We start from the raw sequence: 17,052 nt of genomic DNA on the forward strand, positions 1-17,052 counted from the left end.
TAATAAGATTAGTAACCAGGGGTTTGAACAAGTGTATTATCATCTGCTATCATAGCTGGGGAAATAGGCAAATATATATTCTTTTTTGTACCATTAGAAGTCATTGAAGCTACTTCATCATATACAAAATTATCACCAGCTCGTAGTAAATCCCACCAACGTTTACCTTCTCCAATAAACTCTTTGTAACGTTCATCAAGAATAGCCTTAGCGTTATTAGCTTGAGTACTATTGGTATAACCATGGATAGCTACATTGTAATTGCTACCATAAGCTCTTGCACGTACTTGGTTTATCTCAGCAGAAGGGTCTTCACCTAAGTTATTTTTAGCCTCTGCTAATAGCAATAATACATCAGCATAGCGATAAATAGGTACGTTATTTTCATTCACTATATCACCTGAGTTATTCCTTCCTACGAATTTTGAGAGTATAGAACCTAAATAATTAGTAGTATTGAAAGGAATATGTCCTACATTATCAGAGTAAACACGTACAAATGTAGCACGGCGTTGATCTTTTACGTCATCTATTAGGCGCAAGGTTTTTTCTGAAGGAGAATGATAGTTACCACCTTCTACATACAAGAATGATGAAATTTTTCGACCACTATCATCAAACTTATCCTTAACATCGGTATTACGTGCTGTTGTTACTTTATAGAAGTGTTCAGCTTCATCTTTCTTATAATCTAGGGCAAAAATAAACTCAGCATTTTTTTCGTTATCAATACCCCATAAATTTTCATAGGGCACTAATGCTCCTGAAACTTGGCTAAGAGCATTTTTAGCTTCAGTAAATTCAGCAGCACCACCAGCTAACACTTTACCTGACCACAAGAATACATCTCCTTTAAGAATAAGGGTAGCACGTTTTGACCAATATACGTTATCACGATAAAAGTTTTCATTACCCTCAAACAAATCTAACGATTTCTGGATATCTTGTTTGATAAAAGCTAATACTTCTGCTTTAGGAGCACGTGCTTTTTTAAGGGCAGTTAAATTATCAACGTTTTGCAAAGGTTCTGTAACAATAGGTATATCTCCCCAACTTTTTAGCATAGTGTAATAGATATAGGCTCTAAGTCCATACATCTGTGCCAACATATTCTTCTTCTCATTTTCATTACTAAAAGAAGTTTGAGGAGCATTTTTAATAAAATCATTGATATAATGAAGCATTGTATACCAATCTCCCCAGTTATTAAATGCCACCTTAGTAATGTTAATATCATTGGTATAAAGGTCTTGATTATGTGAATTTTCAATACCTTTACCTCCCCATACATCAGAGCGTAATTCTCCCATCAGCCACATTGTATATCCATAAGCTCTAAAACGTGAATATACGCCTGAGTGTACAGATTTAGCAGCTTCTTCTTTATTCCAAAATCCTGTATAAGTAAGATCACTTTCAGGAGGTGTTTCTAATTCACAGGCTCCCAAAAATAGCAATGAGAGTCCTAATAATATATTTCTTTTCATTTTTGTTCTATTTTAAAAAGTTATTTAAAAAGTAGCATTAATACCAAAAGTAAAGCTACGAGGCAAAGGGAAACGTCCGTTATCCCAGCCACCTTTTTCAGGAGAATAACCTGAATACTTAGTAAAGTAAGCTAAGTTAGTACCTGAAACGAAAAGGCGAATATCTTTAAAAGCATTATTCACTGCTGCTCCTGGTAAATTATAGCTAAGAGTAATTTCACGCAAAGCTAAATAATCTCCTTTTTCCCAGTAGCGAGAACTTGCTGTAAATTGTTCTTCTCCTGCTTTTGTTTCAGCTTTATGATTGCCACGAGGGTCGGTAAAGTCATAACGTGGAATATCAGCATTAGGATTCTCAGGTGTCCAAGTATCTTTTATCTCTGATGTCCAGTTCATATTACCCTGTACTTGTGAAATACCTCTACTTCTTACGGAATTGTGTACTAAGTGCCCCACCGCATAGTCTGTTTTGATAAAGAGATTAATGTTTTTATAGGTAAAATCAGTAGTAAAACCTCCTATAAAATCGGGGGTTGTTCTACCCAATACCACTCTATCTCGACTATCAATAATACCATCGCCATTCACATCTTTCCAACGGGTATCACCTACCATAGGTTTTCTGTTAGCAGCAGGTATCGTACCAGCATAAAACTGGATTTGTCTGTCTTTATGAGGATCTAATTCTGCTTGGTTATGATATACACCTTCATCTTGATAACCAACTACTAAGTCATCTCCTACACGTTCTCCTTGCTGACGACCACCTACATACATAGTTTTGGTAGGATCAGAAGGATCCCATATTTCTTGGCCTCCTATACGATTCTTATCATTACCGTTATCAGGCAGTTTTTTAACAAAGTTACGGACGCGAGTGAAGTTAGCCCCTATATTCCATTTTATATCATCAGTGTTGATAACTTTGAAGTTCGCTTCAATTTCAATACCTCTGTTTTGTAGTGTACCATTATTAATTTTCACAGATGAGAAACCTGTAGAGATAGGTATTCTTTGGTCTGCCAATTTATCATAGATATCACGAATGAAATAATCTACTAAGAAATTTACACGATTGTTAAATAGCCCAAGGTCTAACCCGAAGTTTAGCGTAGTAGCTTTTTCCCATTTCAAGTAGTACAAAGGTACAGAAGTATTTACATAACCTTTCTTACCATTATAAGGAGATTGTACGCTATATTTACCCAATAACCAATAGTAGTCATTATCTATGGTCAAAGCATCAATATTTCCATTTACCCCATAACTTACACGAGGTTTTAACCTGCTAACTACTTGGCTAATTTTTCCTTCTCTAAAAAATTCTTCATTATGAATATTCCAACCTACAGAAGCACCAGGGAAAAATCCGAATTTATTATCACGTAGTTTAGAAGTACCATCATAACGGAAAGTAAGTCCTAAGAGATAACGATCGTCATAATCGTAATTAAGCTGTCCAAAGGCAGAGATTATACTGTAATCACGTTTATAAGAATAAGGAATTCCACTTGCTTTTGCTCCCGCATTGAGGGTACGGATAAGGTCAGTAGGAGAGCCTTCAGTAGCTGCATTAGAAGCGAATTGTTGTTGTTTGAAATATTCACCTCCTAATAATGCGCTTAGGTTATGCTTTTCGGCAAAAGTATTTTTGTAGTTCAGTGTAAGGGTACCCTGATTGTTCATAGTGCGATCATAAGCTGTTTTAGCTTGGCGAGAAGACACTAAAGCACCACTATTCATATATGATTTGTAAAATCTTTCTGTTGTATTATGTACTGCGAAGTGGCTAGCACGTGCCATCAAAGAAAGATTTTTGAGTAATTTCCAATCAAATTGCACTGAAGCTGTAATACGATGTTCTATATTATCCATCAAGAATTTATCTTTGTAGTAAGCTGGGTTACCAAAACCTGAGTTACTACCAGGGTTGTACTCGTTAGAAGAACTGCCATCGGGATTGGTATTGTAGATACGCGAAGTAGGCGCTTGCCCTGCAAAACGTTGGAAGATGAAATAATCGTCTTCATTGGCATAGTTACTCAAAGCATCTCTAAAAGACCCTACTCTATTAGATTGGGCGTAAAGAACATTAGAAGAGACTTTGAAGTCGTCTGTAATTTTATAAGAACCATTGAAAGTACCTGAATAGCGTTTAAAATTAGAACCTAACACCAATCCTGTGTCATCTAAATATCCTAATCCTAAATAGTAAGAGCCTTTGTCATTACCTCCTTCAAATGAAATGCTATAATCTTTGGCGTCACTATACTGATAAATAAGTTCTCCTACATTATTATTTTGAAAAATAAGTGTTTTAGTAGGGTCTAACGGATCTGTCATTGTTTGCCATTCTGGATTGTTGAGCAAATAACGATTGGCATTGGTTAGTTCCATTGTAGTATATGGTGAATCGGTAGTGTTATTACCTGTTGCCATAGCGTGAGTACCCGTAAGGAATTGGTCGAAATTATGCACTCCGTAGTCTTGTACATTTTTGATAGCACGTCTATTCCAGTAGATAAAATCACGAGCCTCAAGATAATCAGGGAGAGCACGTTTCTGATTCATTGTATATTTGGTTCTAACGGTAATATTAGAACGCCCTGCTTTCCCTTTTTTAGTAGTTATCAAAATAACTCCATTCGCAGCACGAGCTCCATAAATAGCAGTAGAAGCTGCATCTTTTAAAACCTCCATAGATTCTATATCATCGGAGTTTAAGGCATAAAAAGAACCTGGAACACCATCTATCAAAACTAAAGGTGAACCACTACCATCAAAGCCAGTACCACCACGCAATTGTATTTCGGGGGTAGTACCTGGTTTTCCTGTTACTTGAGTTACCCTAACCCCTGCTATACTACCTTGTAAAGCAGTTGCTGCATTAGCACGTGGCGCACTTTCTAGTACCTTAGTATCTAATTTTGAAACTGAAGTAGCCAAAGTTTTACGTGTTTGCACTCCATAACCTGTTACCACTACCTCATCAAGTGCGTTAGTTTCTTCTTTTAACTTGATGTTGATTGTTAGATTTTTACCTCCTCCAGTTACTTTTCTTTCTTGGGTGGTATAACCTATAAAGCTAAATACAAGAATATCACCCTCTTTAGCAGTGAGAGTGTAATTCCCATCAAAGTCGGTTTGGGTACCATGAGTGGTACCTTTCACAACTACAGCAGCACCAGGCAACGGCATTTCATCAGAAGAAACCGTTCCATTCACTATTCTTTCTTGTGCCCAACCTATTGTAGTGAAAAGGAACAAGAAAAACGAACAAAATAAAATCTTTTGTTTCATAATCAAATATACTTATTTTCAATTAGTTCTGTTTTAGTAGTTAGCTTTTATTGCCAGTTATTTATTGCATTTGTTAAAGAAGTCGATGCTTTCTAATTCTTTTTTAATAATAGCTTCTTCTTCATCGGTGATATTTTGAAAAGGCGTACGGTTGATACCTAAGTCTAAACCTAGCAATTTCATTATACGTTTGCCACATACGATGTTACCACGATATTTGGCGATTACATTTATCACGTCTTGAGCGTAGTTTTGCAACTCGGCTGCTTTAGCAATATTGCCCTTGTGATATTCATCGATGATGCCTACCAACACTTTTCCTATATAACTACCAGTACCACTAATACCACCGCGAGCACCTCCCATTACAAGCGCATTGAGAATTGTCTCGTCTAAGCCGTAGAGCATATCGTATTTGCCGTTATTGTAGAGCATACATTGGTTGTACTCATAAAGCGGTTCGTAAGTATATTTGATACCCGCTAAGTTAGGAATACAACCATCGGCTGCTTTGAGGAATGGCAACATAGGCAAATACACCCCATTGAGGACAGGAATATGATAGAAATAGAAAGGCAAATTAGGTGCTCCACAAGCTATTTCCTCGCAGTATTTCACCAACTCTTCTACCCTACCTGCTTTTGGGAAAGGTGAAGCCATAGCTCCAATACCGAAAGCTCCAATTTCTTGGGCGTGTTGTGCCATTTTATGGCTATCTTTGATGCAGGTAGCCCCGCAGTGTACAATCACTTTGAAGTCTTTGGGAGCTACTGACACCCATTTCTCAGCTATTTTCATACGTTCTTCAACTGTCATCATATAGCCTTCGCCTGATGAACCGTTGATAAATACTCCTATCAATCCATTTCTTTGCAAGAGTTTAGCATACTGATCGATAGGTTCTAAATTTACCTCACCTTTCTTGTCGAAAGGTGTAAAGGGCGCTACTATTAGCCCATTGATTTTTTCAAATGTCATATATTATAAATTTGTTAATTTGCTGATTTATTGATTTGGCGATTTACTAATTATTTGCCACACAATTCTCTTTTTGGCTTTAGGAATATGAGCATCAGTACGATAGCTATTAGGATAATCACTGAGAGTTTGCTGAAATCAGCTCCTAAGTTACCCGTATCGGTTGAAGAACCAAGCATTCGGGTAACTGTATAGCCCGCCAATACACCTCCCATATTCATAATACCATAAGCTGTAGCACGTTGTTGCTGTGGAATAATTTGGCATAAGATAGGCATATTATTCGTGTCGAACATTCCGTAACCAATACCAAAGAGCAAGGTTGCGCCTATCATTGCAATGTAGGAGCTACCAAACCCCATCAATACCAGAGCAGGAATGGTGAGAGCTAAACCAATAGTACTAGTGTAGATACGCGCTTTGATGTTTGTCTGTACCCAGCGATCGGAGAGGGTTCCCCCAATGAGTACCCCTAAGAAAGACGAAATTGCAATAGAAATGGTTGCCATTGGTCCTGCGGTTGCCATTGGTACATTTAAGTTGTTTGAAAAGAGGGTAGGCAACCAGTTTTTAGTTCCCCAGCCTGGGAAACTCGATGCCATAAAGTAGAAGAGCAATATCCAAAAAGAAGCAGTGCCTAAGACAAGGGTAAGTGACTGCCCCATACTACTTTTAGGAACTGCAGTCGCTTGTTGGGGAACAGCGGGTTTTCTTTCGATGTCAAACAAAGTGAACGCTAAGAATACAGCATATACAATACCTGCAATACCAAACCAGTGGAAGACAGTATGCCACGTATAATTAGAAGCGATGGTAGCCCCGAAACCTCCCAAGGCTTGACCGGCATAGAGCCCCGACATGTGGATACCTACCGCTAACGAACGTGTTTTTGAGCTGTGGTAATCGGCGATCATAGAGAGGGCTGTTGCTAAGTATAAGGCTTCACTAAGTCCCATTAATGCGCGCAACCAATACACTTGATCAAAAGTAGTGGCATAGCCCATTCCATAGGTTACCGCCGACCACACAAAGAGGCTACCTACTATCATCCACTTGCGGTTGAGACGATCGGCAAGGACACCTGCTACGGGGCTCATCAATCCGTAAATAAGTAAGAAGATGCCCATTAGGCGACCAAAGTTATCACCTACGGTAAGCTCTTTGATGTCCATTTTCATCGACTCCTGCATTGTGGAGAGCATTTGTCGGTCTAAATAATTGAGTAGAGCCACTACCCATAATAGGGCAACTACTATCCAAGGGTATATTTTGGTGTTTTTCATAATATTCTCCCCTTATCCCCTCTTAAGAAGGGAATTTAGCAGGGCTTTTTAGTTAGACAATATTTTAAGTTTGTAGGTTTTAGGACTGCGCACGCCAGGTTTGAGTTCTCCTTGAATGAGGTAAAACTCACTGGGGGTACCGACTAAAGTAGCCCCTGCTCGAGCAAAATCAGGTTGTGTATCGAGTACCGACCATTGTTTTGTGTGGGTGTCAAACAAATAGCATTCTTGGTTAAACTTGTAGTACGCTATAGGTTGGGTCATATAATGCGACATATAGTCGTAATTTTTCTGCTTGCGTTGCTCATCTGTAAGGGAAGTATCTTTACCCAAGTGGTAAAGGTCTGTAATAGTATTGATGAACAGGCTGTGATTCACACCTCCAAAACAAGCAATATAACGATTGTCAATAGCCAAAGCTGTAGCCCCAGTAAGTGAAAAGATTTCTTTATTAGGGTTTTCTTGTAGAGCTACTTCGTGCCACTGTTGTTGTTTGAGGCTAAAAGCCAGTACTTTTTCACTCATAGTAGGCGTTTTAGTAGCATCGCCTCCGAAAAATCCTCCTAAGACATACAAAAGGGTATCGTTATCTTTTTCGATGGCAGCTAATACGGGTTGAACCCTTGCATCACCGGAAAAATCGGGTAACTGTTTCCATTCTTTGTCGGTAGCGACATCTATATAAAATACTTTGTTAGAGGCTTTACCTGAAGCGTTACCCCCTGCCACAAACACTTTGCTACCTACACTCGCCCCTGCAAAATTATCAAGCGGTTCGGGCAAGGCAGGGAAATCAGTAAGGGTAAGAGCTTTTTCTTTTGAGTATTGCACTTTATAGCAATTAGCTAAAGAATTTGTAGCTGTTTGTCCGCCTATCCACAGATAGCCATCGGGAATGGCTACTGAAGCCCCATAAGCAGCAGCTTCGAGGAGTTTGCCTATAGTTTGCCATTGGTTCTGTGTTTTATTGAAAAGAAGAATTTCGTCATAAAATACTTTTTTTCCACCTTCAAAACCGAGTTTATCGGGGAAGTTGCACCCTCCTGCTACTAATAGATTATCATCTATAAGAGCAGCATAAGCGGCAGAGACACCTTTTTGAAGGTCGCCTTCTAAGCCTTGAGTGGTAAGTACTGTAATATTCATTTTCATAGATTGTTCTTTTTGGGTTTCTGTACAAGATGTTAAGGCAAGGAGGAAAACTAATGCTAACCTCCCCCTTACTCCCCCCAAGGGGATGCTGTGATGCAAAAGCGACAGAGTAGACTTTGTCAAACTTTTATACATTTCACTTTTTACTATTTTCTTTTTATTCTTGAACATTCAATTTTTCAATTGTTTTCCATACTTGATATAAGCCACGGGGTACGTGGAAACAGCCTTTCCATTTACCACCTTTCAGGTCGAGAAGTACTTCGCCCTGGCGGTTGAGGTAGCCCCACCATTCAGGATATTTAGGGTCTTTGAAATGTTCCCAAGTGTAATTGTGCACTTTTTCAAACCACTCTAAACACTCTTTATTACCTGTAAGTTGGTATCCTTTTATGAGAGATATAAGTGTTTCGATATGTACCCACCACAACTTTTGATCCCATTCTAATTGTTGAGGCGGGCAACCTTTTCTATCCATAAAGTAGTAGATACCCCCGTACTGTTTATCCCAACCATAGTTGAGCATTGTTAGGGTAGTTTGTACTGCTTTTTCTATCAATTCAGGACGGTTGAGGCGTTTGCCTAAGTCCATTATAAACCACATTGCCTCAATAGCGTGACCTGGGTTGAGGTGACGACCTTCAAAAGTATCAGAAAGTGAGCCATCGGTATTTACATTTTCTACTACTATTCCCCCCAATTCAGGTCGCAAAAATACTTCCATCACCTCGTGAATACAAGCCTCCATTGCCTTCTCAATAAAGGAAGGTTCTAAAAGAGGTTCAATTTCGAGGGCTAAATTACATAAAATCATTGGGAGGGCAAAGTTCTTGAGAGAGCGCGTACCAGGGTGCGCTTTACTCCATTTGCCTTTGGGATTTTCTTGTTTGGAGAGGATGATATCAAAGGTTTTTTTAGCAATATTGGCGTATTCTTGATTGGCTGTAGCGATACTCAACTGACCAAAAGCCATAGTGGCAAAAGTATAGGAGAAGATGTTATAAGGCTCAACCAAGGGGTTGCCTCGTTGGTCTAATGAAAAGTACCAATTCAATTGTCCGTCGTGACCATATTTTTTGAGGAACTCAGCCCCTTGTATCGCGGTGTCTAACCATTCTTGGCGTTTTTCAACGCGATTGTAGAGCATACTGAAGAGCCATACCTCACGAGCTTGTAGCCAAATAAATTTATCAGTATCGAATACATTTCCTTGGCGGTCGAGGCAGGTGAAGTAGCCTCCGTACTGTTTATCTTGCGATTTTTCTAACCAAAACGGAATGACATTTTGCAAGAGTTCATCACGGTATTGTTTTTCTAATTGTTTAAAATCCATTGGTTCAAATCTGAGTTATTCTTTAAAAATTAATAGTTTTATGCTTAATTTTAAATTTACATCTAAAAACACCCCGCAAAAGTACAATAATGATTTTTAAAATACAAATTATTTATTAAATATTTTATTAATTTTTTAACTTACAATCAAAATTTTAATACAATCAACTGAATAACATATATTTAAAATCTTACAGACTTTTTATTCTTTTTCGATTATTGTTATATTTTTATTTTTTCATACAAAACAACTATCTAATCTATCAAAAAATATTAAAAATAACCAAACAACATAAGGATTTAATGCTCCTTTTGTTTTTTATAAGATATACATTATAAAATATTTTTAATAAATAGAAGAGATTAGGGATCAGGAATCAGGGGGCAGGCATCAGGAATTAGGGGCAGGGGTTAGGGGATAGCCCCCGAAGGGGAAAAAGCTGGAAAAGTGATTGTAAATCAGTTGGAGGGGTGTCAAAAAAGTTTTTGTGTGTAGGCGTTTGCAACACATACCCAGCTATTGCTGGCTTGCCTACATAACACTTCTACTTTACTAACTTGCTCATTGGCAAATTAAACTCTCCCATATCGAGCATTGCATTGATAAAGCCTATTTGTTCAAAGTTGTGAATATCGGTGTAGTGTATAGGAGCTTCGGTAATTTTACCTTCACTAAGGAGTCGCTGACGGCAGGTACCATTGAGAAGAAAAGTGGAGGGGGTAAGCCATTGTTTGCCATCAAAGAAGATAATATTAGCATAACTGCTATCGGTTACTTTGCCGTTTTTGAGAAAAATCACCTCATCAGTACCAGAAGTTTGTTTTAAAGTGTTGAGAAATTCTCGGTTTAAAAATTTATAAGAATAATCATACTCATCGGCGTTTACACATTTAATAGTGTTGATAGGTTTGAGTTGGTAAGGTAGGACTTCTATTGTATAGTCTTTTTGATTGTATACAATACGAATTTTGTACTTTCCGATTGCTGGTAAGGCAATTTTGCTGATGCTCTCCTGCAGCGAAAGTACCTTTTCACTTGGGAAGAAATGTGAAAAGGTACGGCAAACGCGCTCTTGGTGATATGCTAAATGATAGACATCGCCGTTGAGGAGTTTTATTGATTCTATAAACTGTTGGTTTTCCATTAAATAGGGATATATATTTTTTCAATAATCTCATTGTATTCGTTTTGCGGTTGGCTTTGTGCGGTAATGCCAGCACCACTTTTGTAGTAATACTTATCGCCGATATGTTCGATAAAGCGGATAAGCACACAACTATCAACTGTAGTACCATCGAAAACGCCTGCAATACCTGTGTAATAACCGCGCTCATAATTTTCGGCTTCGGCGATGACCTCAACCGATTTTTTTTTAGGTGCACCCGCAATAGACCCCGCAGGGAGTAATGTCGCCAACAAATCACCTAAGTGTGCTTGCCAATCGTTGGGCAGTTCACCGACGATTTCAGAACTTGTTTGCAAAAGATCACCCGTAGATTTTTTAATCACATCTACATATCTGAAGCGGGTGGTGTGTACATTGGTAGCTACTTTTTGCAAATCGTCGGACAATAGGCGTACTACCTTGTGATGTTCATCGATTTCCTTTTCGTTGTTGAGCAGTCTCGTCTCGGCATCGGGGATTGTTGCGCTGATAGTCCCCTTCATAGGGTAGGTTTTTATCAGGTTATTTTCTATTTTTACGAATATTTCGGGCGAAAAGCATACCCACTCATCTTTGTACAGCAATTTGTACTTAGCAGAGGCGTTGTGATATACCTCTTTGAGAGAAACAGCTGAAATTTCGGTAGCAAAAGTGAGATTTACAAGCTCGGTGTCGCCATTTTTAAGGTGAGAATGTACCTTATCAAAGGCTTTTTGAAAATCGGGATAAGGGATAGGGTATTTTTCTATAGGAATGGGCGTTGCATTAGTTTTTTTCTCTTCAGCAAAAGAGAAAGCAATATCATTAGGAAGCTGGGAGAGAGGGAATACCCTTCCGTTTTCGCCTTTATAGTCGATGATAAATAGACAAGGGGTGCGGTGCAATCCGCAGTTGTTGAGATGATTTTTCCAGTGGGTAGTGTTCATTAGTTTTTTGTTTTTCTGATTTCAATTATCAAGGTGCAAAAGTAGTAAAAAATATAGTACAAAAAAACTTTGTCAAAACCATAGCGCGAGGCATTAAGGTGTTTGACAAAGTTTTAAGAACCAAATCTATTTTTGTTTAAAAGAACTGAACACTATAGATATCTATATATTTTACGCTATTCTTTTTGAAATTGGTAAATTTAATGTTCTTTACTTTGATAGGAGTTTTAAATCGTAAGTATATTTTTTGTTTATAGGCAATACGTGTATAAGAACCTTGTGGATAATAGCTTGTACCATCAGGAGAAGCTAGTACATCCACTCCTTTGAGTGCTTGATAATCTCTTCTTCCTTGAGTAATCACTATACCATTTACTTCGGTCACATCACCAAATTTAGCTACAAGGTAAATATCATCTCTATCTCCATCTACCCACCAATTTTGATAACTATTTTTGAGTTTGCTCAAGTGATCAGGAGCGTAATTAGATTCAAATTCATATTCTTCATCATCAATAATTGAAGACGAAGCACTATCAACTTCTTCTAAATTATTACCATCTTTAGGGAAACTTTCCTCTACAAAAGAAATTTTGATACGATAAGCACCATCGTCGGTAGCGGTTTCAACAGCAAGGTCTTGAGGTGTTTTACTCGCTATTTTCATACGAAAGCGAAGGGTATACTCTTTGGTGATATCGATTTCTTTAAGTGCCTCAGGTTTGAGGGTTACCTTAAATTGTTCACCGGCATTAGCTGATGAGATTTCAGCTTTTTCAACAGTGTAAGCTCCATCGGGCAGACTTCTTTCGTACCCCACTTGTTCTTTTTCAATTTTTAGGGTTACCGATTCGCCTGTAGCCAATACACGTTGTAAGTACTTAGGCGCAAAGCTGAAAGAGGTGTCCTCAATGAGTTTGGTATTGGGGTCTCTAAATACTTTTTCGCTTATTTCACTAGGTGAGAAAGATACGATAGTTTTAGAGAGGTCTACCGGAGGGTTAGAAACTACGGGAGGTGTAGGCGTAGGTTCTTTAAGGATGTCTAACTCCTTAGAGTCGCGAGTACAAGCTACAGATAAAGCAGCAGCAGTAAGTACTCCTAATAGATATATTTTTTTCATTGTTTTACTTTTTTAGAATTCAACTTCGGTGTTATAATCTACAGTAGGGAGTTTATCTTCTCCATTGATATTGTGTATATACCATTTTTCAGGTAATTTTTTATTAGGATTGGTAGAAGCATTTTTCACTACTTTTTGTCCGTTTTCCTCAACATAAGGGGTTTCGTTATAGGGGATGTACAATTCCAAGCCATCGGAATCGGGTTTTACAAAATTTTGGGTAGCGGCTACTTGTCCTTGAGTAAGCGCTTTGCTCCAAAGGCGCATTTCGCGTACATAAGCATCGAGGTTACCATTACCAAAGCATAGTATTGGGAAATCGTTGATTTTAGCAGGGGCAGCTGAATCGAACATCAATTCGCCATTCACGTACATTTTCAAATAGGCGCGACCTTCTAATTCTTCATAAGTTACTGCCACGTGATACCATTTATCGGCAGAAGGATGCCCTGTTACTTCTTGGAATTTGAAGTTTTTACCTTTATCGGTATTGAAGCCTAATTTGAGACCGCCATTCATAAACAAGAATGAACCCCCATAGAGCACGTTGTAAAGGGCAGAATCCGAAGAGGCACGACCATTAGGGTACATCAAGCCAGCATTGCGAGAGGCGTTGATAGGTGCTATAGAGTACTGCATTGTCCAAGCGGTGAGTTTCACATCGTTAGCATAAGTTTTACCACTTTCTTGACGTCCTGTATTTTCACCATAGATAGCGTGGAAAGCTCTATTTTTGAGGTGAGCTACTTTAGTTTTAAAGGAACGGGAGAGCAAGAACAAGGCATTTTTGCGGTTGTTTTGCACAATTACAGTACCATTCATAGGGGTGAGTTTCAAGGCAATGGCGTAGTTATTCGCTCCAGAGAGTTTTTGACCATTGGCATCAACTAAAGCACCAATATTGAATTGGAGTTTTCCAGCAGATACTTGTTGTCCTTTAGGAACACGCACTACGAGTGTGGTGGCGGTTTTGGTAACCCCTTGGTCGGTATAGCTCATTGCTAAGGTGTTAGCAGGCACCAAGTCGTAATCCACTTTATTTGCTTGATTATAAGCTGTTATAGCACTCTTATCTAAGCTCACTTGATAGTAAGTATCTTCAGCGATGGGGTTAGCCAATCGCACTTTCACTTCGGTAGGGGCACTGGAGCCACTATCGTCTTTCACTTTGATAGTAGTCACCGCAGCGTTATCAAAAAGTACTACCTTTTGAGGGGTGATACCATCGGTATTAGGCAGTTTTTCACAGGCACTCCAAACAAGAGCAGCGAGTGAGAGTATACAAATCTTTTTCATAGGTCAATTATTTAGGTTTACGAATTGTCAATTCTTCTTTAAAATTCTTGTATTCATCGGTACTACGAGGGTCGATAATACGAGTTGCTTCACGCATCCAAGCGTAGTGTTTGTACTTTCTACCTTCTATTTTTTTCTCTTGCAAATAGCTTTTAAAGGCGACATCTTCAGCAGAAGTAGAGAAGTCTATTTCACCGTGATAAGAGCCTACCCCCCCTACTCTTTTTTGTTTAGCAGCTTCGGCTTTTCCTATAATAGATTTGAACTGACCTTGTTCGAACTCGGAAGTAGAAACGCTTTTATGCTTATTAGAGGTAAAGGTATTATCTACACGGCTACTACCATAGTCTTGCATAATGTACTTACTGATATACTCATCATTTAAAGTAAAATTAAGTTGTCTTTCACCATCATACAAGAGGTAATATTTTTTCTCTACATAATTGCCTTTCTCAAAGAAAGGTTTATAGGCGCGGATGTACTCTTTTTCTTTTTCGTGGTAGCCTGAATGATTTTCATCAAAAAGTTCACGGAGGTACTGTTTGCGTTGGTCGCCTGAATATTTATCACCAAAGTATTTACCAATTTCGGCGATAAAGGTATTCATATTTTGGTTATAGCCATTCACAGAAGTACCAGAAGCAAACTCGTTGTAGCCAGAACGATTATGGTTACCAATATTAGGTTCCCAGTCGATATCAAAACCATCAAAACCGCAAGCGATGATGTAGCGCGCTAAGTCGCGAGCGTAGATTTGGCAGCGGAATGTTTCATTCTCAGATGTTTTTTGTTCGCCATATTTTTGACGGAAGAGTGCAAAACCATTTTCTTTACCTTCACTTGGCAGCCCAAGACCTACATTCGATACTTGCCAGCAGAGGAACACTTTACTTCCTTTTTTGTGAAAAATATCTAAGTCGTATTTTTCGTTTTCGGTCATATCGGCAGGTTGTTTGCCATAGCCCCCCCAAAGAGAGATAGCGGTGGTAGTATCGGGGATGGATTGCAACCAAGAGCGGTCAAGCCCATCGACGGCGCGCCAGCCTGTCCACCACATATAGATAAACGGTTTTTCACCTTGGTTAGCCCACGCTTTTTGTTTGTACTCGGTGAGCATTTGGTAATAAGCATCCCATTTTTTTTGGGCTTCAGCTTCGGCTTTAGCTTTAGCTTCAGCCTCGCGTTGTTGTTCTTGTTTAGCACGCTCGGTGAGCTGCTGTTTATAGTCTTTTTCTACATCTAAAGGTTCTGTTTTCACACAGTTTGCCATTAACAGACTTAGAGCGCATAGACTAAGATATTTAACTGTTCTGTTTTTCATAGTTTTTAATTTTTATCGTGTATTAGGGTTTACATCCCACCAGAGGTGAGTATTACAATCGTCTACAGCGCCAGGACCTAAAAGTTGTACGCCACGGAGTACATTTTCACGGTTTTCACCTGTGTATTCCGATTGAGGATAGATAGCACGGCGGACACCTTTGGTACGACCATCGGTAGATTTGATAGTGTTACCGTGGATAGCATCGGCATTATAGGCTACAGGGTTGATTTGGCGAGGGTAACCTGTACGACGCCATTCAGTCCAAGCCTCGTGACCATCGGGGAAAATAGCTAAATACTTTTGAGTAATGATTTTCTCTAATTTATCCTCGTTTGTAGCTGCAGCGGCATAAGATACTGTTATTTCAGAAGGTGCACCTTGATTGTTGGCAGCATTGAGAGGATCAACATAAGGAGCAGGCTTATTGGTGTTGTTGCTTGCATAAGAATTAGCACTTACACCATTTTCTCTAAAACTCATTGCAATACCTTCCTCATAAAGAGTTTGGTCGGTTTTAGCATCGGTGGTAAGACCGAAGAGTTTAGCTTCAGCTCTTAAGAAATAGACTTCAGAAGTTTTCATCACATAAGTAGGTGAATCCTCTTTGATGTTAGGGTAGCCAAAGCCGAGATAACTTCTTCCCCCTGCAAATCCTGAACGTATACCTTGTAATTCTGTTTGATTGGTATAACCATCGGGGCGTTCGGTAGGGTTGAGCTTGAAGTAAGCGTTCATACGAGGGTCTTGATAACCTTTGAGGTATGACCAGATAGTTGCCCCCATACGGGTATCTTGGTAGTTATTAGCAATCATTTCTAAGCTGTTGAGGATGATAAGGCGCTCGTTAGTTTGGAGTTTAGCCATATCGCTCATATCTTCCATCACACCGCCATTGAGCGCTTTTTGAGCTTCTTCTTTAGCTTTAGCTAATGCCACATAGCGGATACGCACTGCCATACGCAAGCGAATAGAGTTTGCAAATTTAATCCATTTGTTCAAATCACCTGCATAGAAAAAGTCGTTTTTACGGATGCTTTCAGGAAGACTGTAATTGCTTTTGTACTCGTTGAGATAAGTTACCGCTTCATCCAATTCTTTGAAGAGCTGGGTATAAATCTCTTCTACAGAATCGTAAGGTACTTTGGTAAGCCCTTTACCTTGGTTAGAATATGGTAGAGGTCCAAACATATCGGTAGCGCGCAATACCCCTAAAGCTTTGCAAATCATTACCATTTGGTAGATTGCTTTGTAAGTAATATCGTTAGGGTCGGCGAGGATGGTATTAGTTCTCACGTCACGCCAAGAGGAGATGATAGAGCTGAACATACCCGAATAGTTGTTGTTCATCCACCATTCAGCCATATAGCCTGTAATCATTGTTTTTTGGTTATTCCACTTATTAATAGGAGGGTTCATATAGCCTACATAACTATCGCCCATCATATTGATAGAGGTTTGGTAGAGGTTGGTACCATTCACCGCACGGGTAGGGATGATTTGGTTTTGAATCGTTCCCAAATACCCTGCTATGTTAATCCCATCGCGTTCTGCTATTTTTTTAGTAGGATTGGTAGGATTGGTATTGATGTCCTGAAAATCCTTAGTACAAGCGAAGGTAAGGAAGGACAACATACTGATATATAGTAATTTTTTCATTGGTTTACATTTTTAAAATAAACGTTTTT

Annotated in this window: 12 protein-coding genes; all 12 read right to left on the minus strand. The window is 39.0% G+C overall.

Translation table 11 applies throughout. The features are described from left to right. Window positions 1–8 precede the first annotated feature (8 nt). Window positions 9–1,487 (minus strand): RagB/SusD family nutrient uptake outer membrane protein, encoded by a 1,479-nt coding sequence (locus tag DR017_RS02330; RefSeq protein WP_095900898.1) that lies wholly within the window; start codon window positions 1,485–1,487, stop codon window positions 9–11. Between the two features lie 24 nt (window positions 1,488–1,511). After that, window positions 1,512–4,787: a SusC/RagA family TonB-linked outer membrane protein gene (locus DR017_RS02335; RefSeq protein WP_040361891.1), complete on the minus strand. Its 3,276-nt coding sequence runs from the start codon at window positions 4,785–4,787 to the stop codon at window positions 1,512–1,514. 57 nt (window positions 4,788–4,844) lie between these two features. Then, window positions 4,845–5,765: a dihydrodipicolinate synthase family protein gene (locus tag DR017_RS02340; RefSeq protein WP_002681899.1), complete on the minus strand. Its 921-nt coding sequence runs from the start codon at window positions 5,763–5,765 to the stop codon at window positions 4,845–4,847. A 50-nt stretch (window positions 5,766–5,815) separates the two neighbouring features. Beyond that, window positions 5,816–7,048: an MFS transporter gene (locus DR017_RS02345; protein ID WP_002681914.1), complete on the minus strand. Its 1,233-nt coding sequence runs from the start codon at window positions 7,046–7,048 to the stop codon at window positions 5,816–5,818. Window positions 7,049–7,096: 48 nt separating this feature from the next. After that, window positions 7,097–8,371, minus strand: coding sequence for a cyclically-permuted mutarotase family protein (locus DR017_RS02350; protein ID WP_002681901.1), 1,275 nt, complete (start codon window positions 8,369–8,371; stop codon window positions 7,097–7,099). Next, window positions 8,358–9,533 (minus strand): n-acyl-d-glucosamine 2-epimerase, encoded by a 1,176-nt coding sequence (locus DR017_RS02355; RefSeq protein WP_002681912.1) that lies wholly within the window; start codon window positions 9,531–9,533, stop codon window positions 8,358–8,360. The genes DR017_RS02350 and DR017_RS02355 overlap by 14 nt, the downstream gene beginning before the upstream one ends. Before the next feature lie 544 nt (window positions 9,534–10,077). Next, entirely contained in the window at window positions 10,078–10,677 is a 600-nt protein-coding gene (locus DR017_RS02360; RefSeq protein ID WP_002681906.1) for an aminotransferase class IV, read from the minus strand. After that, window positions 10,677–11,624, minus strand: coding sequence for an aminodeoxychorismate synthase component I (locus DR017_RS02365; RefSeq protein WP_002681911.1), 948 nt, complete (start codon window positions 11,622–11,624; stop codon window positions 10,677–10,679). The genes DR017_RS02360 and DR017_RS02365 overlap by 1 nt, the downstream gene beginning before the upstream one ends. Before the next feature lie 136 nt (window positions 11,625–11,760). Further along, complete coding sequence (locus DR017_RS02370) at window positions 11,761–12,747, minus strand: discoidin domain-containing protein (protein ID WP_002681917.1); 987 nt, start codon at window positions 12,745–12,747, stop codon at window positions 11,761–11,763. A gap of 12 nt (window positions 12,748–12,759) precedes the next feature. Then, window positions 12,760–14,043 (minus strand): DUF1735 and LamG domain-containing protein, encoded by a 1,284-nt coding sequence (locus DR017_RS02375; protein WP_002681893.1) that lies wholly within the window; start codon window positions 14,041–14,043, stop codon window positions 12,760–12,762. A gap of 7 nt (window positions 14,044–14,050) precedes the next feature. Then, window positions 14,051–15,364: a glycoside hydrolase family 18 protein gene (locus DR017_RS02380; RefSeq protein ID WP_040361893.1), complete on the minus strand. Its 1,314-nt coding sequence runs from the start codon at window positions 15,362–15,364 to the stop codon at window positions 14,051–14,053. A gap of 12 nt (window positions 15,365–15,376) precedes the next feature. After that, window positions 15,377–17,023 carry a SusD/RagB family nutrient-binding outer membrane lipoprotein gene (locus DR017_RS02385; RefSeq protein WP_002681895.1) on the minus strand — a complete coding sequence of 549 codons (1,647 nt, stop codon included), beginning with the start codon at window positions 17,021–17,023 and terminating at the stop codon, window positions 15,377–15,379. Window positions 17,024–17,052: the final 29 nt, after the last annotated feature.

The sequence above is a fragment of the Capnocytophaga sputigena genome, assembly GCF_900446695.1.
Taxonomy (GTDB): domain Bacteria; phylum Bacteroidota; class Bacteroidia; order Flavobacteriales; family Flavobacteriaceae; genus Capnocytophaga; species Capnocytophaga sputigena.